This is a genomic window from Roseococcus suduntuyensis, assembly GCF_014196305.1.
Lineage (GTDB): Bacteria > Pseudomonadota > Alphaproteobacteria > Acetobacterales > Acetobacteraceae > Roseococcus > Roseococcus suduntuyensis.
The window spans coordinates 356361-379620 of record NZ_JACIDJ010000003.1; the positions used below are offsets into that span (position 1 = coordinate 356361).

The window sequence follows — 23260 nt, forward strand, 5'->3', positions numbered from 1 at the left end:
TCAGCGCAACCTCAGCACGGCGATTTCGAGGGCGTAGTTTCCTGCCCCGGGCGGGCGGTCCAGCAGCATTTCCACCTCCGCCCCCGGCAAGGTCCAGATGATGCCGTGCTGCGCGGGCACGCGGGTTTCGCGCAACAGGATGGCCTCGGGCAGGCAATCGGGAATGGCGCGGCGCAGCTGGCGGTAGAGGCGCGGCGCCTGGGCGCGGGTTTCCTCATGCTCGGCGAGCGTCGCGTGGAAGCTCGCAGCATGTTCCCGCCCGGGCGCGTAGTCGGTCTGGCGCAGGCTGCGCAGGGCGCCGGGAAAGACCACATCGCCCTCGGGGATGTCCCGGAAATCGCCGGGCGCCGCGGCCACGACCCGGCGCAGGGCCTCGCAGAAGGCATCCTCCGCCCAGGCCGGGGCGGCGGCCAGCAGCAAGGCTGTGAAAAGGACCCTCAGCGCCACGCGCTCTCCTCGTCGAGCGGCAGGACGGGGCGGGGCAGCCTGGTCCACTCAAAACGCGAGAGGATGGGCGAGGTGAGGCCCGGCGCATCCACCTCCACGATCCGCGCATGGTCGAAGAACTCGTCGAAGCCGCCGCGGAAATGCCCGCGCGACTTCACCACGACGGCACGCGCGGCCGCGAGGTCAATGCCCAGGTGCTCCAGGAAGGCCGGGTCCGCGCATTGGGTGCGGCCCTCGATCACCACCACCTCGATGCCGCCCAGGCGCAGCCGCGCCGTGGCGCCGAGGCGCATGGCGGTGCCCTTGAAGATGCCGCGCCGCCCCGTGACCTTGCCATCGGAAAGCGCCACCACCTCGGCCTCCGCCGCGAAGGGGCGGGAGAAGGGGTCCTGGCCGGAATCGCGGTTGAAGCGGGCCTCGAAGCGGGCGCCGACACCCTTGGCATGGGCCTCGCGCGCCAATTCGGGGTCATGGATCACGCCGAAGACCGCGCCCTCGACACCCGCGCGATGGAAGGCCTCCAGCAGCCACATGGTGTTGCCGCGCCCGCCGCCGCCGGGGTTGTCGGCCACATCGGCGAAGGCGAGCGGCACGTCGGTGGTGAGTGCCCGTTGCGTCGCCTCCTCGATGGGCGTCAGCGCGGCCACGAAACGCGCGCGGCGCGCCCAAAGCGCCTCGGCCAGTTCATCGGCCAGCGCATCGGCGGCGCCCTGGTGGGTGGCGGTGACGATGGCGCACATGCCGTTGAAGGGCGTGTCGCTATAGGCGAAGCCCGCCATGACCGAGACGTTCACGATGCGCGGATCGGCCGCCCGACGCTCCTGGCCGAGGTTGATCACCTCCGCATAGGGCCCGGCCGCCGTCAGCAGCGAGACGGTGGGCGGCACGATGGGCAGGCGGCGATGGGCGCGCACGAAACGCTCCCCCGCCATCAGCCGGCGCAGCAGTTGCGCGGATTCGGCGCCGCGCTCGCGCATGTCCAGGTGAGGGTTGGTGAGATACCCCACGAAGGCATCGTTCAGCGCCACATTGGCGTCGCTGACATTCACGTGCAGGTCGTAGCTGCACACGAGCGGCACTTCGCCCAGCTCGGCGCGGATCAGCGCCTGGATGGCGCCTTCGGGGTCGTCCAGCACCGTGGTGAGGCCGGCGCCATGCATCACGCAATAGACGCCATCCACCCGGCCACGCAGCAGGCGCAGGCCCTCGCGCCACTCATCCATCAGGCGCTGGAAGAAGGCGTGGTCCACAGGCCCGTTGGGCTCGGTCATGGCCAGCAGCAAGGGGTGGGGCTGCCAGGGGCCGGCGGCGTCCATGTCGGCGATGAAGCCCGGCATCTCGCCCAGCGCGCGGGGGGCGGGGCTGCGGGAATCCTCCAGGATGGCCGGGCCGCGCAGCAGGCAGCGCGCGGCGAAGTCGGCCTCCATCGCCACGGGGGCGAAGCGGTTGCACTCGATGGAAAAGCCCAGGAGGGCCACGCGTTTCATCAGATCTCGACCCCCAGCATCTCGGCGTAGCGCGGCGTGGCCTTCAGCCCGGTGCCGGTCAGGACCACCACCGTGCTTTCGCCCGGCGCGATCTGGCCTGACGCCAGCAGCCGCGCGAATCCCGCGGCGGCCTGCGCGCAGGTGGGTTCCACATAGATGCCGCGGCGGGCCAGCATCAAGGAGGCGTCGGCGATCTCGCCCTCCTCCAGCAATACCGCACCCCCGCCCGACTGGTGCAATGCCGCCACGCATTCGGGCAGGCGCAGCGGCTGGGCGATGGCGGTGCCCTCCGCGATGGTGGGGCGCGCCGCCTCGGCGGGCAGGCCGAGGGCCGCGCGCGCGATGGGCCCGCAATGCGCCGGCTGGGCGGCGAAGAGACGCGGCAGGCGTTCGATCTGCCCCGCCCGCAGCAATTCCGAGAAGCCGATATACAGCCCCAGCACGTTCGACCCCGCCCCGCAGGGGATGATCACGTTGTCCGGCGCCACGAAGCCCAGATCCTCCCACAGCTCATAGGCCAGCGTCTTGGTGCCTTGCAGGAAGAAGGGGTGCCAGTTGTGGCTGGCGTAGAAGATGCGCTCGGCCTCGCGCTCGGCCGCTTCCGCGCAATCCTGCCGGCTGCCGGGCACGAGGGTGATGGCGGCGCCGGCCGCCCGGCTCTGCACCGTCTTGGCGGGCGAGGTGCTGGCGGGGACGAAGATGGTGGCCGCCATGCCGCCCGCCGCCGCATAGGCGCTGACGGCCGCCCCGCCATTGCCCGAGCTGTCCTCCAGCACGGCGGTGATGCCCTGTTCGCGCAGCAGGGAGAGCATCACCGAGGCCCCGCGGTCCTTGAAGCTGCCCGTCGGCATGAACCATTCGCATTTCAGCAGGGCCGTGCCGGCGGGAAGCGCCATCTCGATCAGCGGCGTGCAGCCTTCGCCCAGGGTGATGGGGGCGCGCGGCAGGAAGGGGAAGGCGGCGGCGTAGCGCCAGATGCTCCGCACCCCCGTCGCGATGTCGTCGCGCCCGATGCCGGGCAGGTCGGTGAGCAGCAGGGGCGCCCTGCCCTCGCCGCACCAGCGGGGGGTTTCGAGGGGATAGGCCGTGCCGGTGCGGGGGTCGAGATACTGGGTCATGCGGGGCGGGAGGGTTGCGCGGCGAGGCACTTCGGGCAAGCCTCGCGCCCATGGAAAACGACCTCGCGCGGCTGGCCGCCGAACTTGTGCGGATGGACAGCCGCAGCTTCGTGTCCAACCTGGCCGTGGCCGAGCGCCTGGTCGCGGAGCTGGAGGGGTTCGAGGTGGAGCGGCTGGACTTCACCGACCCCGCCGGCGTGCCGAAATGCGTGATCGTGGCGCACAAGGGCGGGCCGGGCGGCATCGCGCTGTCCGGCCACATGGACACGGTGCCCGACACGGGCTGGACCACCAACCCATGGTCCGGCGACATCCGCGACGGGGTGCTGCACGGGTTGGGCAGCGTGGACATGAAGGGACCGGTCGCGGCCTGCGTCATGGCCGCCCGCGCCGCCCCCCGCGCCACCCTGCTGCTGACCACCGATGAGGAAACCACCAAGCAGGGCGCCCGCCTCATCGCCGAGCAATCCGCGCTGGCCCGCCGCGCCGAGCTGCGCGGCATCGTGGTGGCCGAGCCCACGGCGCTGATCCCGGTGCGCGGCCACCGCGCCCATGTGCTCTTCACCGCGACGGCCGAGGGCGTGCAGAAACACTCCTCCACCGGCCAGGGGGTGAACGCCAATTGGGCGCTGATCCCCTTCCTGGTCGAGGCGCGGGCCATGTTCGAGCGGCTGCGCCAGGATGAGACGCTGCAGGACCCCGCCTATGACCCGCCCTTCAGCGACTTCAACCTGGTGCTGGACAATCACGGCACGGCGGTGAACGTGACGGTGCCGCGCGCCACGGCCCGCATCAAGTTCCGCTATTCCGCGCGCGTGGACCCTGCGCCCGTGGTGGACGCCATGCGCCGCGCCGCCCGCGCCAACGGCATCACGCTGGAAGAGGCCTATGAGGGCCGCCCGCCCGAACTGCCCGAGGACCACCCGCTGGTCCGCGCGGCCATGCGCGCCACCAATGCCGCCCCCCGCACTGCGCCCTATGGCACCGATGCCTCGGAGTTGCAGGCGCTGGCGCCCTGCGTGGTGCTGGGGCCCTCGGTGATGGCCACCGCCCACACGCCGCATGAGCATGTGCCGCTGGACGACCTCAATCGGGCGGTGCCGGTGCTGCGCCGCCTGCTCGACGCCTGACGAACAAGAACACACGGAAACTGTCACATGGATTTCTCCACCCTCGACCCGATGATCCGGCCGCGCTCCATCGCCATCATCGGCGCCTCGGATGATGCGACGCGCATCGGCGGCCGGCCCATCGCCTACATGAAGGCGCGCGGCTTCCAGGGCACCATCTTCCCGGTGAACCCGAAGCGGCCTTCCGTGCAGGACATCAAGGCCTTCGCCGATGTGGCGAGCCTGCCCGAGACGCCGGATGTCGGCCTGATCGCGGTGCCGGGCGAGGCCGCCATCGAGGCCATCGAGGCGCTGGGCCAGAAGGGCACCAAGGCCGCCATCGTCTTCACCGCGGGCTTCGCGGAAGTGGATGAGAAGGGCGCCGCCGCCCAGGCACGCATGGTGGCGGCGGCCAAGCGCCATGGCATCCGCATGCTGGGGCCGAACTGCCTGGGGCTCTTCAATGACGCGATCGGCTTCTACCCGATCTTCTCGTCGAGCTTCGAGCAGGGCTGGCCCATCGCGGGGCGCATCGGCATTGCGTCCCAGTCGGGCGCCTATGGCACCCATGTCTATTCGCTGGCGCGCAAGCGCGGCATCGGCACGGGCGTCGTCGTCACCACGGGCAACGAGGCCGAGGTGGCGCTGGGCGACGTGCTGGGCTGGATGGCGCATTCGCCGGATGTGGACGTGATCTGCGCCTATGCTGAGGGCATCCGCGACAGCGAGAAGTTCCTGGCCGCGCTGGACCTCGCGCGCCGGAACCGCAAGCCCATCGTGATGATGAAGGTGGGCAAGAGCGAACTGGGCGGCGCCGCCGCGCAGTCCCACACCGCCTCCATCGCGGGCGATGACGCGGTGACGGATGCGGTGCTCAACGAATACGGCGTGGTTCGCGCGCGCAACACGGAGGAACTGCTGGATATCGCCTATACGGCGACCAAGCGCATCTTCCCCGTGCAGAACACGCTGGGCGTGATGACCGTCTCCGGCGGCGCGGGCGTGCTGATCTCGGACGTGGCGGAAAGCCTGGATTTCCCCATGCCCGCCATGCCGGAGGCGGCGCAGGCCAAGCTGCGCGGCTTCGTGCCCTTCTGCGCCCCGCGCAACCCGGTGGACTGCACCGCCCAGGCCTTCAACCAGATCGAGCTCATCGGCGAATTCACGCGCTCCATGGTGGAGGAAGGCGGCTACACCTCCTGCCTCGGCTTCTTCACCCAGGTGGGCGGGTCCAAGACCAATGCGCCCAAGGTGCGGGCGCAGATGAAGGCCGTGATGAAGGACCATCCGGACCGGCTCTGGGCGCTGTGCATCATCGCCTCGGACGAGATGGTGCGCGAATACGAGGCCGACGGCTTCCTGATCTATGAGGACCCGACGCGGGCCGTCGCCGCCCTGCACGCCATGGGCCGCTTCGGCGAGGCCTTCGCGCGCGTGGCCAGCGCGCCGCCCGCCGCGCCGGCCGTGACGCTGCCCGCCAAGACGCCGACCGAGGCCGAGGGCAAGCGCATCCTCACCGCCGCCGGCATTCCCGCCGTGCCCGAGCGCGCCTGCGCCGATGTGGACCAGGCCATCGCCGCCGCGCGCGAATTCGGCTTCCCGGTGGTGATGAAGATCCTCTCGCCCGACATCCTCCACAAGAGCGAGATCGGCGGCGTGCTGCTGGACGTGAACAGCCTGGACGCCGTGCGCGAGGGCTTTTCGACGTTGCTGCGCCGCGCGGGGGAAAAGGCGCCCACCGCGCATATCGAGGGCGTTCTCGTCGCCAAGCAGATCAAGGGTGCCACCGAGATGGCGCTCGGCATCCTGCGCGACCCGGTCTTCGGGCCCGTCGCCATGGTGGGCCTGGGCGGCATCTTCATCGAGGTGCTGAAGGATGTCGCCTTCCGCCGCTGCCCCTTCGGCGAGGCGGAGGCCGAGCAGATGATCCGCTCGCTGAAGGGCTTCCCGCTGCTCGATGGCGCGCGGGGTCGGCCCAAGGCGGATGTGGCCGCGCTGGCCAAGGCGCTGGCCAACCTCTCCGCCTTCGCCGCCGCCGCCGGGCCGCGCCTCGCGGGCGTGGACATCAACCCGCTGCTGGTGCTGCCCGAGGGTGAAGGCGCCTATGCCGCCGACGCCGTGCTGGAGATCACGCCGTGATCAACGAACAGCACCTGCTGAACTACCCCATCCCCGAAATCCGCCAGGTGCTGCGCTGGCAGGATGTGGCGCTGTACAACCTCAGCGTGGGCCTGGGCCAGGACCCGATGGACAAGGCCCAGCTTCCCTACACCTACGAACCACAGATGACCGCCCTGCCCTCCATGCCCGTGGTGCTGGGCTATCCGGGCTTCTGGCTGAAGGCGCCGGACACGGGGGTGGATTGGGTGAAGGTGGTGCATGGCGAGCAGTCGCTCATCCTGCACCGGCCCGTTCCCGTCTCGGGCGAGATCATCGGGCGGTCCAGCGTCACCGGCATCGTGGATCGCGGGCCCGGCAAGGGCGCCCTGATTTATTCCGACCGCGTGGTGGTGGACGCCGCCACGGGCGAGAAAATCGCGACCCTGGAGAGCACCACCTTCGCGCGCGGCGATGGCGGCTTCGGCGGCAAGTCGGGCCCCGTGAAGCCCCCGCACCCCGAGCCCGCGGGCGCGCCCGAGATCACCTGCGACCTGGCCACCCGCCCCGAGCAGGCGGCCTATTACCGGCTGAACGGCGACTTCAACCCGCTGCACATAGACCCCGACGTGGCGACGAAGGCGGGCTTCCCCCGCCCCATCCTGCACGGGCTCTGCACCTTCGGCGTGGTCTGCCACGCCCTGCTGCGCGAACTCTGCGCCTATGACGTGACGCGCTTCGGGCGGATGGATCTGCGCTTCTCCTCGCCCGTCTTCCCGGGCGAGACCATCCGCACCGAGATCTGGCGCGAGGAAGGCGGGGCCGCCTTCCGCGCCCGCGTCGTCGAGCGCGACATCGTCGTGGTCAGCAATGGCCGTTTCCGCTTCGCCTGAAAGGACATCCCATGAACCTCACCTATGACCACATCCACCTCCGCACGGCCGACCATGAGGCCGCCGCGCAATGGTTCGTGGACATGCTGGGCGGCGCCATCACCGGCCGCATCACCACGGGCAAGCCGCGGGTGGATGTGAAGCTGGGCGGCGCCACCATCCTGATCACCCAGGCGGACGCGTCGGACCTTGCGGCGCCCGATGGGCTGAACCACGGCATTGACCATTTCGGCTTCGCGGTGAAGGGGTTGGATGGCGTGGTGGCGGAGCTGAAGTCCAAGGGCGTGGTCTTCACCATGGAGCCCAATGAGGCGCGCCCCGGCATCCACATCTGCTTCATCAAGGGGCCGGAGAACATCTCGATCGAGCTGCTGGAACGCAGCGCGGCCTAGCGTCCGATCGGCTTCGGCGGCACGCCGGGGCCGTGAATCGGCCGCTCAGCTCACACCCCCCGCAGCCACTCCAGCAGCGGCTCCACCACGGGCGATTGCCCGGCGGCATCGCCGAAGAGGCACATCTCGGCGGTGCCCAAGGGGGGCAGGTGGTCCAGTTCCACCAGCCCCTCGGGCAGGCCGGTGCGGCCCATGACGCTGGCGGCGAAACCCGCCTCGGCCGCGGCCGCGACACCCATGAGGCTGGGCGAGGTATAGACCACCTCCGACGCCACGCCCGCCCGCGCCAACGCCGTCAGCGCGCGGTCGCGGAACATGCACCCCTGCGGCAGCATGGCCAGCGGCAAGGGCCGTCCGGGGGGTGCCGTGAAGTCGGGCGCGGCCACCCAGACCACCGCCTCGGTGAAGATCACGCGGCCTTCCGTCTCGCCATCGCGCCGCTTGCCCAGAACGAGGTCCAGCTCCTCCCGCGCCAGGCGCGCGCGGAGTTCGTGGCTGCGGCCCACCTCCACCTCGATCCGCAATTCGGGCCAGGTGCGGGAGAGGCGGGCGAGCGCGGGCGCCAGGTGGCGCGGCACGAAATGGTCGGCCACCCCCAGGCGCAGCCGTCCCTCCACGGGGGGGCTGACGAAGCGGCGCACCGCCTCCTCGTTCAGCGCCAGCATGCGGCGGGCATAGGCCAGCAGGGTCTCGCCCTCGGGGGTGAGGGCCACGCGCTTGGCGCCGCGCAGGAAGACGGGGCCGCCCAGCAGGTCCTCCAGCCGCTTCACCTTCAGGCTGATGGCCGATTGGGTGAGGCCCAGCGCCTGCCCGGCCGCGGTGAAGCCGCCACGCTCCGCCACGGTGACGAAGCCGCGCAGCAGGTCGAGGTCGAGGTCGGGAATCCGCATGGTGGGGAGGGTTATCCCCTCCCCACGCGCAAAGACAAAGGGCCGGTCAGGGCTCAGAGGTCGTCGTCGAAGCCGCCGCCATCGTCGAAGCCGCCATCATCATAGGCGCCGTGCGCGTCCTGGCCGCCCACATCGTCATAGCCGCCGCCGGCATCCTGCTGGGGCGTGCCCCAGCCCTGCTGCTCGGCCGCGGCCCCCGGGTCGGTCCAGGGCGAGGAAGAAGGGACGGCCTCCTGCCCGAAATCGCCGCCGGACGCGCCGGCCGCCTGCGCGCCGCCGCCGCCCATCATGCCCATGAGCATGTTGCCCAGCACCATGCCGCCGGCGACACCGGCCGCGGTCATCATGGCCGTGCCGAGGAAGCCCGGACCCTGGCGGCCCTGCAGGGCCTGGGGGTTGTGGCCGGGCGGAAATTGCGGCTCCGGGCGCGGCGGCATGGCAACGGGCTTCTGCCCGCCAAAGCCGAAGAAGCCGCGGTTCTGCGCGGCCTGACCCTCGCGCTGCGCCTTCTCCACCTCCCACTCCAGTTCCTGGATGCGGTTCTGGGCGGCCACCAGCGCGTGCTCCTGCACGAAGGCGGTCTGGGTGATGCGGAAGCGCGCCTCGGGGTGCTTGGCGAAAAGCTCCGCGATCAGCGCATCGGCCTGGGGCTCCACCGGCGGCAGGGGCTGGGCCGCGGCGGCACCCGTGTTGGGCATGCGCCCCGGGGCGGCCTGGCCAGGGGAAGTGGGCTGCGCGCCGGCCACGCGCAGAACGTAGTCGGTGATGATCCGGCGCTCTTCGTCGGTCATGGGTGTCCTCTCTCTGGGCGGGGGGCGCATCGCCCGTTCGCCACGCCGCAGCAAGTGGAACAAGGGAGGGTAGATTTCAAGAAGTTCATGCAGGGATCACACGGGGTGGCAACGCGTGGGCGCCCCACTCGATCACGGGGCATCGGTCCATCACCACGGCCAGCCCCTTGGCGCGGGCACGGGCGGCGGCGTCCTCGTCCACCACGCCAAGCTGCAGCCAGAGGGTGCGGGCGCCGAGCGCCATGGCCTCGTCCATCACCGCCCCCGCCTCCTCGCTGCGGCGGAAGATGTCCACCATGTCCAGCGGACCGGCCTCGGCCAGGCTCGCCACCACGCGCCGGCCATGGATCTCCCGGCCCGCGAGGACGGGATTGACGGGCATCACGTCGTAGCCACGGGCCAGCAGGAAACCCATCACCGCATGTGAAGAACGGTGCGGTTTGTCGGAAGCGCCGACCAGGGCGATGCGCCGCGTGGCCAGCAGGATGTCGCGCGTGTTTTCCATACCGCCCATATGGGCACAGCTTGCGCCAGCGCACCGGGGGGGCATCTTGGCCCCATGTGGATTCCCTTTCGCGCCCGCCCCCCCGTCATCCCCCTGGTCCGGCTGGAGGGGATGATCGCCGCCCGCGGCGGGCTGATCAGCGGCATGAACCTGGCGGGCGTGGCGCCCCTGTTGGAGCGCGCCTTCGCCATGAAGCGCGCGCCGGCGGTGTTCCTCGCCATCAACTCGCCGGGCGGCTCGCCCGTGCAGTCGGCGCTGATCGCGAACCGCATCCGGCAATTGGCGGAGGAGAAGAAGAAGCCCGTCATCGCGGTGTGCGAGGATGCGGCGGCCTCGGGCGGCTACTGGATCGCCTGCGCGGCCGATGAGATCGTGGCGGACCCGGCCTCCATCCTGGGCTCGATCGGCGTGGTGTCCTCGGGCTTCGGCTTCCAGGAGGCCATCGCGCGGCTGGGCGTCGAACGCCGCCTGCGCACCGCCGGCACCGAGAAGACGCTGAACGACGCCTTCCAGCCCCAGCGCCCGGAGGACACCGCGCGCCTCGACGCCCTGCTGGAGGAGCTGCACACCGAGTTCAAGGACTGGGTGCGCGCCCGGCGCGGTGCGAAGCTGCGCGCGCCGGAGGAGGAGTTGTTCACCGGCCGCTTCTGGGCCGGGCGGCGGGCGCTGGCGCTGGGACTGTGCGACGGGCTGGGCGACGCGCTCGGCGAGGCCAGGCGCCGCTATGGCGAGACGGCGCGGCTGGTGCCCATCGGCCCCCGGCGGCGGCGCTTTCCCTTCTCGCTGCTGGGGGGCGGTGCCGCGCTGCTGGAGGGGGCGGCGCAGGTGGCGCAGGAGCGGGCCGCCTGGGCGCGATTGGGGTTATAGATTCACCGAAAAAGTAACGTGATTTGATCTGGCGGAATTTTGCTTTCAAGGCGTGACATTCCACATCGGGCGGGTAAAATGCCGCCCATGAATGCACGATCATAGGATGTGAAAATGCCCGACGGTTCCATCAAGCAGTCCGGCGCCTATTGGCGCCACCACGGCATCCGCCGCGTCCTCTCCGCCGAGCGCAGCGCCGACACACCCGAGACGCAGGGCATGGGACGCATGGCCGCCATCAGCGGCAGCAAGACCGGGTCCACGCATCTGTGGGCCGGCACGAACCTGATCCGGCCCGGCGCCAAGACGGGCGCGCACCATCACGGGCCGCTGGAGAGCATCATCTACATCGTGCGCGGCCATGCGCTGATGCGCTGGGGCGACCGGCTGGAATTCATCACCAAGGCCGGCCCCGGCGACTTCTTCCAGGTGCCGCCCTATGTGCCCCACCAGGAACTGAACGCCTCCGATACCGAGGAACTGCACTGCGTCCTGGTCCGCAGCGGCACGGAGGAGGTGGTGGTGAACATCGAGCTGGACCCGGTGAAGGAGCCGGAGTGGGTGTGAGCGTCTGATCGCCTTCGGTGGAATCACCGGAGGCGTGAATCAGCCGCCCGGCAATCCACTACCCGACCTGCGCGATCCACTCCTTCAGATTGTAGAAATTCGTGACGCGGGCGATCTTCCCGTCCGCGATCTCGAAGAAGGCGCCCACCGGCAGCGCGTAGGCTTGCCCCCGCGCCTCCGGCAGGCCGGAATCCGTCACAAGATAGCGGCCATGGATGGTGAATTCGGCGGCCGCGCGGGCGCCATCCGCGCTGTCCATGACCACCAGATCCTCCACCCGCTCCGCATAGTGGTGGGCCATGCGGTCGAGGAAGGCGCGGAAGGCGGCGCGGCCCGTCTCGCGCCCGCCCTGGTTTACGTCATGGGCCACATCCTCGGTCAGCAGCGCGGCCATCCCGTCCCAGTCGCCCGCATTGAAGGCGGCGTAGTAGCGCCGCAGCACCTCCGCGCCGCTCACGCCGTCAATGCCGGCTGGCGGGCGCCGATGACGGCAAGCTGCGCGGCCGCCGCCGCCGCCTGGCAAGGTTCGATGACCGGCAGGCCCGACGCCTCGGCCGCCACGGCCACATGCCGCGCCATGCCGGCGCAGCCCAGGATGATGACTTCGGCGCCGTCCGCAGCGAGTCGCCGGCAGGCTTCGGCGATGCGCGCCTGGGGGGCCACGGGGTCGGTCAGCACCTCCATGGGCAAATCGAGCGGCACCCAGCCCGCCATGCGGCCCTCCACCCCCATGGATTGCAGGGCGCGCCGCTGCCGCTGCTCCGAGCGCCAGGTGAAGCCCACCACGCCGAAGCGCTCGGCGCGCGTCAGGGCAGCCGCCACGGCGCAGCGGAACATGCCCAGCACCGGCCTGTCGGTCACGGTGCGCGCGGCCTCCAGCCCCGGGTCGCTCACGCAGCCGATGATGTAGGCCGCGGCCGCCTCGCGCTCGATGGTGCGGCAGAGCGGTTCGGCCACGGCGAACCAGTCGCGCCAGGTGACGATGGCGGGCGGGCCTTCGTCATCGGCGAGTTGCATCACCTCCAACCGCGGCATTCCGGGCGCGTTGAAGGAGGAGACGGCCTCCGCAATCCCGGCGGTGCAGGCATGCGAAGTGTTCGGATTGATGACAAGGATGCGCTCACTCATGTGGTCAAGCATGGCATCGCGCGGTTTTCCTTGCCATGATCTTTTCGAAGGCCCATTCCTGTCCGCCCTTTTGTGCATCGCAACATGACCCCCACACCGCCGACCCCAGCCGAGACGATCCACGAGACGATCCATTGGTCCCCGCCCCGCGCGGCGGTGCCGCCCGGCTATCCGCGGCCGCCCTTCGCCACGGCCCTGTGGCGCGGCGCCAACAACCGCTGCCCGGTCTGCGGCGAGGGCAAGGTCTTCGCGGGCTTCCTGCGCGTGGCCGAGGAATGCGGCCATTGCCACGCGCCGCTGGGCCAGCTGCGCGCCGATGACGCGCCGCCCTATTTCACCATCTTCATCGTGGGCCATCTGCTGCTGCCGCCGATCCTGTTCGTGGAGCGGCATTGGGGCTGGCCCATCTGGCTGCACATGGTGGTGTGGCTGCCGCTGATCACCATCGCCACCACGCTGATGCTGCGCCCGGTGAAGGGGGCCACGGTGGGGCTGATGCTGCGGCTGGGCATCACGGGCAATGACCAGCGCCCGCCGCCCGAGGCCAATCCGCGCCTGGCCGAAGACCCCAGGACCTGAAGGTGCCCGACCGTCATCTGGTGCGGATCGAACTGCCCGACGCCCCGCCGCCCCCCTCCGCCTATGCCGAGGCCGATCGCCGCCAGGCCATCGAGGACCTTCTCCGCGGCAACCGCTTCGACCCCGCCGGCATGGGCGAGGGTCCCTTCGCCCTTCACCTGATGGTGCGCGAGGGGCGGCTGGTGCTGGATGTGCGGCGGGCGGATGACGTGGCGCTGCGGGCCATCGTGCTGTCGCTCGGCCCCTTCCGCCGCCTCATCAAGGACTACCTGATGCTGGTGGAAAACCACGAGGAGGCCGTGACCCATGGCGCCATGGAGGCGCGGGTGCAGGCCATCGACATGGGCCGGCGGGGCCTCCACAACGAGGCGGCCGAATTGCTGATGTCGCGGCTGGAAGGCCGGATCGCGGTGGATTTCGAGACGGCGCGGCGCCTCTTCACCCTGATCGCGGCGCTGCACCAGCGGGTGTGACCCATCGCCACACCCGCCGGCCTCAGGGTCAGCGGCTGCGCGGCGCGCCGGTGCGCGGGTCGAGGCGCACGGTGCGCTTGCCGCCGTCGCGCGTCACGTATTCGATCTCCCAGTAGCCGTCATCATCCCACTCCATGTCGTGCAGCGAGGCGAAGTCCGGCCGCTGCTCCACCTGGCGCAGCACCTCGGAGGCCGCGAGGCTGCCAGCGGGCGGGCGGTCCTGATCGGCCAGCACGGGGCCGGAGAGAAGAAGGCCCGCACCCAGCGCGGCGGCGGCGAGAAAACGACGGTTCATGGAAATTCCTTCTGGCGGCTTGGCCCCGGACACGAAGACGCGCATCTAGGGGCCGGTTTCCCTGCCAACCCATGTGGTACCGGAAGGTTGCACGATGAAGATCAACGGCGTCGCCTATCGCTCCGTCTGGCTCGATGCGGATGGCTGGGGCGTGCGCATCTTCGACCAGACGAAGCTGCCCTGGATGGTGGAGGAACTGCGCCTGACCACCTGGCAGGAGGCGGCGCACGCCATCCGCTCCATGCAGGTGCGCGGCGCGCCCTTGATCGGCGCCGTCGCGGCCTATGGCGTGGCGCTGGCCATGCGCGAGGACGCCGGCCAGCTCGATGCCGTGCTGGAGGCGCTGGCGGAGACGCGGCCCACCGCCATCAACCTGCGCTGGGCGCTCGACCGGCAGCGGGCCAAGCTGCACAACCTGCCCGCCGAGGCCCGCGCCGCCGCCGCCTATGCCGAGGCCGCCGCCATCGCCGATGACGATGCCGAGACCTGCCGCCGCATCGGCGAGAACGGTCTGCCCCTGCTGCAGGAGATCGCGGCGAAGAAAGGCCGCGTGAACGTGCTGACGCATTGCAATGCCGGCTGGCTCGCCACCGTGGACTGGGGCACCGCACTCGCCCCCATCTACATGGCGCATGATGCGGGGCTCGATGTGCATGTCTGGGTGGACGAGACGCGGCCGCGCAACCAGGGGGCCGCGCTGACGGCCTTCGAACTCGGCGCGCATGGCGTGAAGCACACCGTCATCGCCGACAATGCGGGCGGCCACTACATGCAGCATGGCGAGGTGGACATCGTCATCGTCGGCACCGACCGCGTGACCCGCACGGGCGACGTGGCCAACAAGATCGGAACCTACCTCAAGGCGTTGGCCGCGCGCGACAATGGCGTGCCCTTCTGGGTGGCCCTGCCCCATTCCACGCTGGACATGCGCGTGCGCGACGGGGTGGCGGAAATCCCCATCGAGGAACGCAGCGGCACCGAGGTGACGGAACTGACCGGCCGCACCGCCGATGGGCGCATCGAGACGGTGCGGGTGGTGGCCGCGGGCAGCGAGGCCGCCAACCCCGCCTTCGACGTGACGCCGGCGCGGCTGGTCACGGGCCTGATCACCGAGCGCGGGCGTTGCGCGGCGGATGAGGCGTCGCTGCTGGCGCTCTACCCCGAAAAGGCCTGAGCGGGCGTCAACCCAACTCCGGCCCCTGGTCCCGCCCGCGTTCGAGCGAGAAGAGGCCCACCACCAGCAGCACGCCCCCCAGCGCCGCGCCGATGGCGGCGAAGCCGGGGGCGAAGCGGCCGGGGGTAATGCCGTCGGTCAGCATCAGGCCCACCACCCCAAGGATGAGGACCAGGCCGGACAGGACAAGGATAAGGCCAAGGCGCTGAATCATGCTGTTCTCCAAGGGCGAGACTGCCCTTGGGAAGGGGCGGCATGACGGACATGATGGGGCGATTTCATGGCCGCGCATGTCCCGATGGGCATGTTACCATGCGTGAGGCGCGGGGCTTGGGGCGCGGACCTGACACCCCTGACGCGAGGAGACACCCTTTGCTGCCCAAGACCATGCGCGCCTGGTGCGCCCGCGCCTATGGCGGGCCCGAGGTGCTGGACCTGCGCGAACTGCCGCTCCGCCCGCCCGGCCCCGGCGAGGTGCTGATGCGCGTCGAGGCCACCACCGTCTCCAGCGCGGACCGGCGCATCCGCGCGCTGGACGTGCCGCGCGGCATGGGGCCCATCCTGCGCGCGGTCTTCGGGATCACACGTCCGCGAAACCCGGTGCTGGGGGCGGAATTCACCGGAATCGTCGCCGCGGTGGGCGCGGGGGTGGCCCGCTTCCGCGAGGGCGATGCCGTGATCGGCTTTCCGGGCGCGCGCATGGGCGGCCATGCCGAGTTCGCGCGCATGCCGGCCAAGGGCCGCCTGGTCCCGCGCCCGGCTTCCATGCCCCTGGAGGCGGCGGCGGCGCTGGCCTTCGGCGGCAGCACGGCGCGGCACTTCCTGCGCCGCGCGGGGCTGCGCGCGGGTGAGCGCGTGCTGGTCATCGGCGCCTCGGGCACGGTGGGCAGCGCGCTGGTGCAGCTCGCGCGGCTCGCGGGCGCACGGGTGACGGGGATGACCAGCGCCCCCAACCTCGCCCTCGTCGCGGCGCTGGGCGCCGAGCCGCGCGACTACCATGCCGCGCCCCTGCCGCCCTCGGGCGAGGCCTGGGACGTGATCGCCGACCCCGCCGGGGCGCTGGACTGGGCGCGGGCCCAGGCGCTGCTGGCCGAGGGCGGGCGCTATCTGGCCATCAATGCCGGGCTCGGGGCCATGCTGGCGCGCAACCGCGGCGGCCGGCGGATCCTGGCCGGCCCTGCCGAAGAGCGCCTCGACGACCTGGAGGCGCTGGCCGGGCTGGCCGACACGGGCGCGTTCCGCCCGCTGATTGACCGCATCCTGCCCTTCGACGCCCTGCCCGAGGCGCATGCGCGCGCCGATAGCGGGCGCAAGCGCGGCAGTGTGGTGGTGCTGGGGGCGCCCTACCTCACCGCATAGACGTCATAGCGCGGCCCGGAGGGCGGCCGCTGGCCCACGCCCACGCCCAGCGTGCGGTTCAGCCAGGCCAGATCGGGTGCCGCGGTCTGGAAGCGCATCAGCGTGCGGAAGTAGTAGTCGCTGGCGGGCACGGCCTCGCCGGCGCCCAGGCGCGCCAGCACCTCGGGCGCCCCCGTGCGGATGCCGGCATATTGCACATAGACCAGGCCGCCCGAGGCCGCCTTGATGGTCAGCCGCACGTCGATATGGGCGGTGCCATCGGCCTCCACGCGCAGCCAGTCGGCCGCCGTGCCGCCCAGCACCTCGCCCTGCAGGGCGGGGCCGGAGACCACGCCGCCAGTCACGGGGACGATGCGAAGGTCCATCCCGTCGGCGCCCTTCCCCGCCATCTGCGGGGCGCCCACGGTGATGTCCATGGTGAAGATGTGCTCGACAATGAGCGGAAGCGGTTGGGTCATTTCGTGTTTCCTCCTGCGCGATCCTGCCCGCTGCGACGAATAGGGGGAAGGTGGGGCTTGCGCCGGAGGGCGACTGAGGCCCATGTTGGATGACGAATTTCGTCACTCTTCTCTTGCGCCGGTGGTAGCCCCATGAACATGCCCGACAGCCAGGCCATCACGCGCGCCCGTATCGCGGACGCGGCGGAAGGCCTGTTTCGCCGCCTGGGCTACCAGAAGACGGCGGTGGCCGACATCGCGCGCGAATGCGGCATGTCGCCGGCCAATGTGTATCGCTTCTTCCCGTCCAAGAGCGCCATCAACGAGGCCATCGCACAGCGGCTGCTGACGGGCATTGAGACCGAGGTGCGTGACCTGGCCGCCGGCCCCGGCACGGCGGAGGCGCGCATCCGCGCCATCCTGCGCCTGCTGCATGTGCGCGACCGGGACCTCTTCATCAGCGAGCAACGCCTGCATGACATGGTGGCCGCCGCCATGGCCGAACATTGGGGCGTGATCGAGCGCTTCGTGGAAACGGTGCGGACCATCCTGGCGGGGCTGCTGGCGGAGGGCATGGAGGCCGGGCATTTCCGCCGGCGTGACCCCGGTCGCACGGCGGTCGCCCTGAACCACTGCACCATGATCTGGATGCATCCGCTGCTGATCGCGGATTGCCTGAGCCATGGGGAATCGCCCGAGGCCATGGAGCAGGAGCTGGAGGAGGCGATGGACCTTCTCATGGACGCGCTGCGCGTACCCGGCTGATGTACGAGCCTTGTCATAGATTATTTGTTGACTGATGAATGTTGAAAATCGTCAGAGGATAGCATAATCACGCTCCAGCGACGGAGCCTCCTCCCATGACACGCCTTGCCCTCATCCCCGCGGTCCTGCTGCTCTCGGCCTGCATGCCCCAGGCGGAATCCAGCGCCCCGCCGCCCGAGGAAGCGCCCCGCGCCGTTCAGGCCGCCCGCATCGCCCATCTCCCCGCCGAGGCCGGCCCTGCCTTCACCGGCACGCTGCGCGCCCGGCGTGAGGCGGATGTCGCCTTCCGCGCCTCCGGCCGCATCGCCGAACGGCTGGTGGATCTGGGCGCCGAGGTGACGGCCGGCCAGCCCCTGTTCCGGCTTGAGGCGCGCGACCTGGAACTCTCCCTTGCCGCCGCCGAGGCCGAGGTGCTCTCCGCCGAGGCCAGCTCCATCCAGGCCGCGGCCGAGGCCGCCCGCTCCCGCCAGCTGCTCGCCGCCGGCCATGTGGCCCGCGCCTTCCACGAGGCGCGCGACGCCACCGCCCGCAGTGCCGCGCAACGCCTCGCCGCCGCCCGCGCCCAGCGCGACCTCGCGGTGAACCGCCTCGACTACGCCACGCTGCGCGCGCCGGGCGCCGGCCTCGTCACCGCCATCCTGGGCGAGGCGGGGCAGGTGGTGGCCGAAGGCACGCCCGTGCTGCGCCTCGCGGACCCCAGCGAGGTCGAGGTGCTGGTGCAGCTGCCCGAGGACCGCACCGGCACCGCCGAGGCCACCCTGCGCTTCTGGGCGCGGCCCGATACCGCCCTGCCCGCCCGCCTGCGCGAGGTGGCGGCCAGCGCCGACCCCACGCTGCGCACCTATGCCGCCCGCTTCACGCTCAGCGAGCCACCCGAATGGGCGCGCCTGGGCATGACGGCCACCATCACCCTCGGTACCCAGGCGGCCGCCACCCCGCTGGCCCGCGTGCCGCTGGGCGCGCTGCATGACCGTGGCCAGGGCCCCATGGTCTGGCGCATCACCCCCGAGGGGCGCGTGGTGTCCGAACCCGTGACGGTGGTGGGGCTCACCGCCCAGGCCGCCACCATCCGCGCCGCCCTGCCGGAAGGCACGCCCATCGTCGCCATGGGCGCCCAGCTTCTCATGCCCGAGGCGCGGGTGCGCGCCGTGGACAGCCGCCTGGCCGGGAGCCTGCGCTGATGTTCGGCCGCTTCAACCCGAGCGAGGCGGCGATCCGGCAGGGCCAGCTCACCCTCTTCGCCATGGTGCTGCTGCTGGTCGCCGGCGCCTGGGCATGGACCAAGCTCGGCCGCGCCGAGGACCCGGCCTTCACGCTGAAGGTCATGGTCGTCTCCACCGCCTGGCCCGGCGCCACGGCCGAGGAGATGCAGAACCAGGTGGCCGAGCGCATCGAGGCGCGCCTCGTGGGCCTGCCCTGGCTCGACGTGCTGCAGACCTACAGCCGGCCCGGTGTGGCCACCACCACCGTGCTGCTGCGCGACGACACGCCGCCGCGCCTGGTGCCCGAACTCTGGTACCAGGTCCGCAAGCGGGTGGGCGACATCCGCCACACCCTGCCCACGGGCGTGCGCGGCCCCTTCTTCGACGACGAGTATTCGGACGTCTATTCCGGCGTGCTGGCGCTGCGCGGCGCCGACAATGCCGAACTGGTCCGCCAGGGCGAGCGCCTGCGCGACCGGCTGCGCCGCGTGGAGGGTGTGGAGAAGGTCACGCTCTTCGGCGAGGAGACGCAGCGCATCCATGTCGAGATCAGCCATGCGCGCCTCGCCACCCTGGGCATCCAGCCCCAGGCCATCAGCGACGCCCTGGCGCGCCACAACCCCGTCACACCCGCGGGCGAGGTCGAGACCGGCACCACCCGCGTGAACCTGCGCCTGCCCGAGGGGCTGGACGGCATGGCCAGCATCTCGGAGATCCCCATCGCCGCCGGCGGCACCAGCATCCGCCTGGGCGACATCGCCACCATCACCCGCGGCCTGGCGGACCCGCCCTCCCAGTCCATCCGCCACATGGGCGAACCCGCCGTGCTGCTGGGCCTGACCAAGCGCCCCGGGCATGACGTGCTGCGGCTGGGCACGGCGCTGAACGCGGAACTCGCTGCCATCCGCGCCGAGCTGCCATTGGGGCTGACGCTCTCCGCCGTGGCCGACCAGCCGCATATCGTGGCCGAAAGCGTGAACGAGTTCCTGCTGAAGCTGGCGGCGGCACTGGGCGTGGTGCTGCTGGTCTCCTTCCTCTCGCTGGGCTTCCGGGCGGGCATCATCGTGGCATTGGCCGTGCCGCTCACCCTCTCCTTCGTCTTCCTCTTCATGGCCTGGCGGGGCACGGAGCTGGAGCGCATCTCGCTCGGCGCGCTGATCCTGGCGCTCGGCCTGCTGGTGGATGACGCCATCATCGCCATCGAGGCCATGGCGGTGAAACTCGAACAGGGGTGGGAGAAGGTGCGGGCCGCGGGCTTCGCCTGGACCAGCACGGCGGGGCCGATGCTGACGGGCACGCTCGTCACCGTGGCCGGCTTCATCCCGGTGGGCTTCGCAGCGTCCACTTCGGGCGAATATGCGGGCGGCATCTTCTGGGTGGTGGGGGCCGCGCTGGTCGCGAGCTGGGTGGTCGCCATCATCTTCACCCCCTGGCTGGGCGCCAAGCTGCTGCGCGTGACGCCGAACCACCATGGCCATGACGTGCATGACGGCCGCTGGTACCGGCTGCTGCGGCGCGGCGTGACCTGGACGGTGAACAACCGGCTGCTGACGCTGTCGGCACTGCTGGTGCTGATGGCGGCGGGCTTCGCCGGCATGGCCGCCACCAAGAAGCAGTTCTTCCCGGCCTCGCAGCGCCTCGAACTGCTGGTGGACATCAACCTGCGCCAGGGCGCCTCCTTCGCCGCCACCGAGGCGGTGGCGCGGCGCATGGAGCAGGCCGTCGAGGGCGATGCCGACGCCGTCCACTTCACCACCTATCTGGGCGCCGGCGCGCCGCGCTTCTTCCTGGCACTCAACCCCGACCTGCCCAATGAGAACTTCGCCAAGCTCATCATCGTCACGCGCGACGTGCCCGCGCGCGAACGCCTGCGCGAAAGGCTGATCCGGCTCACGGATGACGGCGCCTTCCCCGAGGCGCGGGTGCGCGTCTCGCGCCTCGACTTCGGCCCGCCCGTGGCCTTCCCCGTGGCCTTCCGCATCACCGGCCCCGACCCCGACATGCTGCGCGAACAGGCCGACCGGATGATCGCGCTGCTGCGCACCGTCCCCGGCACGGTGTCCCTCCAGACCGATTGGAGCGAACGCGCGCCCGCGCTGCGCCTCGAACTGGACCGCGAGCGCGTGGCGCAGCTCGGCCTCTCGCCCCAGGCGGTGGCCACCTCGCTCGCCACGCTGCTGTCGGGCGTGGACGCGACCTCGGTGCGCGAGGGCACGCGCGAGGTGGCGGTGCGGCTGCGCGCCACGCCCGAGGAACGCGCGGGCCTGGACCGGCTGGGCGACCTGACGCTGGCCACGCCCGCGGGGGCCGTGCCGCTCTCGCAGGTGGCGCGCCTGGTGCCGGTGATGGAGGAGCCCATCCTGTGGCGCCGCAACCGCGAGCCCTTCATCACCGTGCAGTCGCAAATCCGTCCCGGCCTGCAGGCGCCCGACGTGACGGCGGCCGCCCTGCCCGTGCTGGCCCCCTTCGTGGCAGCGCTGCCCCCCGGCTATCGCATGGAGGTGAGCGGTGCGGCGGGCGAGAGTGCGAAGGCCAATGCATCGCTGCTCGCGATGTTCCCCGTGATGGTGGCGGTGATGGTCACGCTGCTGATGATCCAGCTGCGAAGCCTGGGCAGCATGGCCCTGGTGATGGCCACCGCACCGCTGGGCATTCCGGGGGCGGCGGCCGCGCTGCTGCTGATGGACGCGCCCTTCGGCTTCGTGGCGCTGCTGGGCGTGATCGCGCTGGCGGGCATGGTGATGCGCAACACGCTCATCCTGGTGGACCAGGTGCAGCAGGACCAGGCGGCGGGCCTGCCGCTGCGCGAGGCCATCATCGAGAGCACCGTCCGCCGCGCGCGGCCGGTGATCCTGACGGCGTTGGCCGCCATCCTCGCCTTCATCCCGCTGACCACCTCGGTCTTCTGGGGGCCCATGGCCATCGCGATGATCGGCGGGCTGCTGGTGGGCACGGTGGCGACGCTGGTGGTGGTGCCGGCCATCCATGCCCTGGCGCTGGGTCGCAACCGCCCGGCCAGCCCGGCGGCGCCCGCCCCGCGGCCGGCGGTGCTGGAGCCCGCGGAGTGAGGGTGGCCCCGCCCGCCCCTACCTTTGCACCCAGGGCAGGCCGTCCGCCTTCCAGCCGGCCACGCCGCCGCGATGGCCATCCGGCCCCACCGGCCCCTCGAAGCCATCGGCCACGTTGAAGGCCTGCGGGAAGCCCGCCGCCTGCGCCGCCTGGCCCGCCGCCAGGCTGCGCGCGCCGGAGCGGCAGAGGTAGTAGACGCGGCTTTCGGGCGTGACACCCGCCTTGCGCAGGTGCTCGGTGAACTGGTTGTTCACCTGCATGGTGGGGAACATCTGCCAGGGGATCAGCACGACCTTCTTCCCCAGCTCCGACAGGTCGGGCAGGCCCACGAAGTTCCACTCGGCATCGGTGCGGACATCCACCAGCACGGCATTCGGGTCGGTCTTGAGCGCCTCCCAGGCGGCCTGGGGGGAGACGTCGGGGACATGGGTCATGGGGCTCTCCTGCCTTGCTTTGCCAAGAGGATGGGGCGCGCGGCGGCCCAGGACAATGCACGACGCTTGATCGGCGGCCCCCTGCTGCGCCACTTTGCGCGCCTTCCGATGCACGCAAGGACGCCCCGCATGACCCGCCTTCCCCGCCGCGCCGCCCTGATCGGCGCGGGCGCGCTGCCGCTCGCCGCCCCCGGCCTCGCCCGCGCCCAGGCCTCGCGGCTGCGCCTGACGCTGGACTGGGCCTTCCAGTCGCCCAACGCCTTCGCCCTGGTGGCGCGCGAGAAGGGCTATTTCCGCGAGGCCAATATCGACGTGCAGATCGACCGCGGCCAGGGTTCGGGCGGCGTGCCCCCGGCGCTGATCAGCGGCAGCCACGATATGGGCTATGCCGACATCAACCCCGCTATCCGATTCGTGGCGCAGAACCCCGATGCGGGCCTGCTCTGCGTGGCGGTGCTGCATGACCGCGCGCCGCTCTGCGCCATCGTCCGCGCCGACGGGCCCATCCGCGAACCCAAGGACCTGGAGGGCAAGCGACTCGCGGCACCCGATTTCGACGCCGGCCGGCAGCTCTTCCCCGCCTTTGCCAGGGCTGCGGGGGTGGACGCTTCCAAGGTGACCTTCCTCTCGGTCTCGCCCGCGCTGCGCGAGCCGATGCTGGTGCGGCGCGAGGCCGACGGCATCACGGGCTTCGTCACCACCTCGGCGCTGGCCCTGCGCGGCATCGGCATGGACCTGCCGGCGCAGCGGACCATGATGTATTACGACCACGGGCTGAACCTCTATGGCGGCGCCATCCTGACCACCCGCGCCTATGCCCAGCGCAACCCCGCCGTGGTGCGCGGCGCCGTCTCGGCGCTGATCCGCGGCTTCCGCGACACCATCAGCGACCCCCAGGGCATGATCCGCACGCTGCGCCAGGTGGAGCCGCTGACCGACGCCACGCTGGAACTGGCCCGGCACGAGCTGAACATGGAGCGCGTGGTCATCACCCCGCATGTCCGCGCCCAGGGGATCTCAGCCGTGGACATGGGCCGGATGCAGACCGGCATCCAGGCCGTCGAGGGCGCCTTCAACCTGCCCCAGCGCGTGCAGGCCAGCGCCTTCTACACGGAGGAGTTCCTGCCGCCCGCCGACCAGCGGCGGATTTGATCCTGCCGCACGGGGTGGCGCTGAACCCGG

26 protein-coding genes are annotated in these 23260 nt (G+C 71.3%); 14 read left to right on the top strand and 12 right to left on the bottom strand.

The genetic code is table 11. The features are described 5' to 3' along the window. From GGQ83_RS11845 to GGQ83_RS11855, 3 genes are read right to left on the bottom strand one after another with little or no spacing between them, the layout of a single operon-like run. Complete coding sequence (locus tag GGQ83_RS11845) at positions 1-447, bottom strand: hypothetical protein (protein ID WP_184384188.1); 447 nt, start codon at positions 445-447, stop codon at positions 1-3. Further along, positions 438-1934 (bottom strand): M81 family metallopeptidase, encoded by a 1497-nt coding sequence (locus GGQ83_RS11850; RefSeq protein WP_184384190.1) that lies wholly within the window; start codon positions 1932-1934, stop codon positions 438-440. Before GGQ83_RS11850 ends, GGQ83_RS11845 begins: the two co-directional genes overlap by 10 nt. Beyond that, positions 1934-3052 carry a pyridoxal-phosphate dependent enzyme gene (locus GGQ83_RS11855; protein ID WP_184384192.1) on the bottom strand — a complete coding sequence of 373 codons (1119 nt, stop codon included), beginning with the start codon at positions 3050-3052 and terminating at the stop codon, positions 1934-1936. Before GGQ83_RS11855 ends, GGQ83_RS11850 begins: the two co-directional genes overlap by 1 nt. Positions 3053-3102: 50 nt before the next feature. Between GGQ83_RS11855 and GGQ83_RS11860 the strand changes: the two genes are divergently transcribed. Genes GGQ83_RS11860 through GGQ83_RS11875 form a run of 4 tightly spaced genes read left to right on the top strand, consistent with a single transcriptional unit; the run spans position 3103 to position 7543 of the window. Then, on the top strand, positions 3103-4182 hold the full coding sequence (locus GGQ83_RS11860; RefSeq protein WP_184384194.1) for a M20/M25/M40 family metallo-hydrolase: 1080 nt from the start codon (positions 3103-3105) through the stop codon (positions 4180-4182). 27 nt (positions 4183-4209) lie between these two features. Next, complete coding sequence (locus GGQ83_RS11865; RefSeq protein WP_207018153.1) at positions 4210-6300, top strand: acetate--CoA ligase family protein; 2091 nt, start codon at positions 4210-4212, stop codon at positions 6298-6300. Then, positions 6297-7151 (top strand): MaoC family dehydratase, encoded by an 855-nt coding sequence (locus GGQ83_RS11870; protein WP_184384196.1) that lies wholly within the window; start codon positions 6297-6299, stop codon positions 7149-7151. The genes GGQ83_RS11865 and GGQ83_RS11870 overlap by 4 nt, the downstream gene beginning before the upstream one ends. An 11-nt stretch (positions 7152-7162) precedes the next feature. Continuing rightward, the gene (locus GGQ83_RS11875; RefSeq protein WP_184384198.1) at positions 7163-7543 is read left to right on the top strand and encodes a VOC family protein; all 381 of its coding nucleotides are present in this window, start codon (positions 7163-7165) and stop codon (positions 7541-7543) included. Between the two features lie 50 nt (positions 7544-7593). On the opposite strand, the gene GGQ83_RS11880 is transcribed toward GGQ83_RS11875, so the two are convergent. The 3 genes from GGQ83_RS11880 to GGQ83_RS11890 all read right to left on the bottom strand — a co-directional run bounded on the left by GGQ83_RS11880 (position 7594) and on the right by GGQ83_RS11890 (position 9738). Further along, positions 7594-8433, bottom strand: coding sequence for a LysR family transcriptional regulator (locus GGQ83_RS11880; RefSeq protein ID WP_184384200.1), 840 nt, complete (start codon positions 8431-8433; stop codon positions 7594-7596). A 53-nt stretch (positions 8434-8486) separates the two neighbouring features. Then, positions 8487-9224 (bottom strand): DUF2076 domain-containing protein, encoded by a 738-nt coding sequence (locus GGQ83_RS11885; protein ID WP_184384202.1) that lies wholly within the window; start codon positions 9222-9224, stop codon positions 8487-8489. A gap of 85 nt (positions 9225-9309) precedes the next feature. Further along, entirely contained in the window at positions 9310-9738 is a 429-nt protein-coding gene (locus tag GGQ83_RS11890) for a CoA-binding protein (protein WP_207018155.1), read from the bottom strand. A 45-nt stretch (positions 9739-9783) separates the two neighbouring features. On the opposite strand from GGQ83_RS11890, the gene GGQ83_RS11895 reads away from it, so the two are divergent. Together GGQ83_RS11895 and GGQ83_RS11900 are read left to right on the top strand one after the other, a co-directional pair. After that, positions 9784-10596, top strand: coding sequence for a S49 family peptidase (locus GGQ83_RS11895; RefSeq protein ID WP_184384204.1), 813 nt, complete (start codon positions 9784-9786; stop codon positions 10594-10596). A gap of 114 nt (positions 10597-10710) precedes the next feature. Then, positions 10711-11163 (top strand): cupin domain-containing protein, encoded by a 453-nt coding sequence (locus GGQ83_RS11900; RefSeq protein WP_184384206.1) that lies wholly within the window; start codon positions 10711-10713, stop codon positions 11161-11163. A 58-nt stretch (positions 11164-11221) separates the two neighbouring features. On the opposite strand, the gene GGQ83_RS11905 is transcribed toward GGQ83_RS11900, so the two are convergent. Continuing rightward, positions 11222-11620, bottom strand: coding sequence for a ketosteroid isomerase-related protein (locus GGQ83_RS11905; RefSeq protein WP_184384208.1), 399 nt, complete (start codon positions 11618-11620; stop codon positions 11222-11224). Continuing rightward, on the bottom strand, positions 11617-12291 hold the full coding sequence (locus tag GGQ83_RS11910; RefSeq protein WP_184384210.1) for an aspartate/glutamate racemase family protein: 675 nt from the start codon (positions 12289-12291) through the stop codon (positions 11617-11619). The genes GGQ83_RS11905 and GGQ83_RS11910 overlap by 4 nt, the downstream gene beginning before the upstream one ends. Before the next feature lie 84 nt (positions 12292-12375). Here GGQ83_RS11910 and GGQ83_RS11915 point away from each other — a divergent pair, with 84 nt between their 5' ends. Then, complete coding sequence (locus GGQ83_RS11915) at positions 12376-12870, top strand: DUF983 domain-containing protein (RefSeq protein ID WP_184384212.1); 495 nt, start codon at positions 12376-12378, stop codon at positions 12868-12870. Positions 12871-12872: 2 nt separating this feature from the next. Beyond that, positions 12873-13343 carry a UPF0262 family protein gene (locus GGQ83_RS11920; protein WP_184384214.1) on the top strand — a complete coding sequence of 157 codons (471 nt, stop codon included), beginning with the start codon at positions 12873-12875 and terminating at the stop codon, positions 13341-13343. Positions 13344-13371: 28 nt separating this feature from the next. Here the strand turns inward: GGQ83_RS11920 and GGQ83_RS11925 are convergent, their stop codons facing one another. Further along, the gene (locus GGQ83_RS11925; RefSeq protein WP_184384216.1) at positions 13372-13638 is read right to left on the bottom strand and encodes a PepSY domain-containing protein; all 267 of its coding nucleotides are present in this window, start codon (positions 13636-13638) and stop codon (positions 13372-13374) included. A gap of 94 nt (positions 13639-13732) precedes the next feature. On the opposite strand from GGQ83_RS11925, the gene mtnA reads away from it, so the two are divergent. Then, positions 13733-14812 carry an S-methyl-5-thioribose-1-phosphate isomerase gene (mtnA, locus tag GGQ83_RS11930; RefSeq protein WP_184384218.1) on the top strand — a complete coding sequence of 360 codons (1080 nt, stop codon included), beginning with the start codon at positions 13733-13735 and terminating at the stop codon, positions 14810-14812. 7 nt (positions 14813-14819) lie between these two features. Here mtnA and GGQ83_RS11935 read toward each other — a convergent pair whose 3' ends face one another. Next, a complete protein-coding gene (locus GGQ83_RS11935; protein ID WP_184384220.1) occupies positions 14820-15026 on the bottom strand; it encodes a hypothetical protein in 207 nt (68 codons plus the stop codon). Between the two features lie 158 nt (positions 15027-15184). Between GGQ83_RS11935 and GGQ83_RS11940 the strand changes: the two genes are divergently transcribed. Next, complete coding sequence (locus GGQ83_RS11940; protein ID WP_207018156.1) at positions 15185-16171, top strand: NAD(P)-dependent alcohol dehydrogenase; 987 nt, start codon at positions 15185-15187, stop codon at positions 16169-16171. Here the strand turns inward: GGQ83_RS11940 and GGQ83_RS11945 are convergent. Further along, complete coding sequence (locus GGQ83_RS11945) at positions 16156-16629, bottom strand: DUF3237 domain-containing protein (RefSeq protein ID WP_184384224.1); 474 nt, start codon at positions 16627-16629, stop codon at positions 16156-16158. The genes GGQ83_RS11940 and GGQ83_RS11945 overlap by 16 nt on opposite strands. 132 nt (positions 16630-16761) lie before the next feature. Between GGQ83_RS11945 and GGQ83_RS11950 the strand changes: the two genes are divergently transcribed. The 3 genes from GGQ83_RS11950 (at position 16762) to GGQ83_RS11960 (ending at position 21643) form a co-directional block, all read left to right on the top strand. Then, positions 16762-17373, top strand: coding sequence for a TetR/AcrR family transcriptional regulator (locus GGQ83_RS11950; RefSeq protein WP_184384226.1), 612 nt, complete (start codon positions 16762-16764; stop codon positions 17371-17373). 95 nt (positions 17374-17468) lie between these two features. Next, complete coding sequence (locus GGQ83_RS11955; RefSeq protein WP_184384228.1) at positions 17469-18554, top strand: efflux RND transporter periplasmic adaptor subunit; 1086 nt, start codon at positions 17469-17471, stop codon at positions 18552-18554. Next, complete coding sequence (locus GGQ83_RS11960; protein ID WP_184384230.1) at positions 18554-21643, top strand: efflux RND transporter permease subunit; 3090 nt, start codon at positions 18554-18556, stop codon at positions 21641-21643. The genes GGQ83_RS11955 and GGQ83_RS11960 overlap by 1 nt, the downstream gene beginning before the upstream one ends. Positions 21644-21661: 18 nt before the next feature. Here the strand turns inward: GGQ83_RS11960 and GGQ83_RS11965 are convergent, their stop codons facing one another. Beyond that, positions 21662-22078 (bottom strand): rhodanese-like domain-containing protein, encoded by a 417-nt coding sequence (locus tag GGQ83_RS11965; RefSeq protein WP_184384232.1) that lies wholly within the window; start codon positions 22076-22078, stop codon positions 21662-21664. Between the two features lie 129 nt (positions 22079-22207). Here GGQ83_RS11965 and GGQ83_RS11970 point away from each other — a divergent pair, with 129 nt between their 5' ends. Beyond that, positions 22208-23230, top strand: a complete 1023-nt coding sequence (locus GGQ83_RS11970) for an ABC transporter substrate-binding protein (RefSeq protein WP_184384234.1) — start codon at positions 22208-22210, stop codon at positions 23228-23230. The last annotated feature ends 30 nt before the right edge of the window (positions 23231-23260 follow it).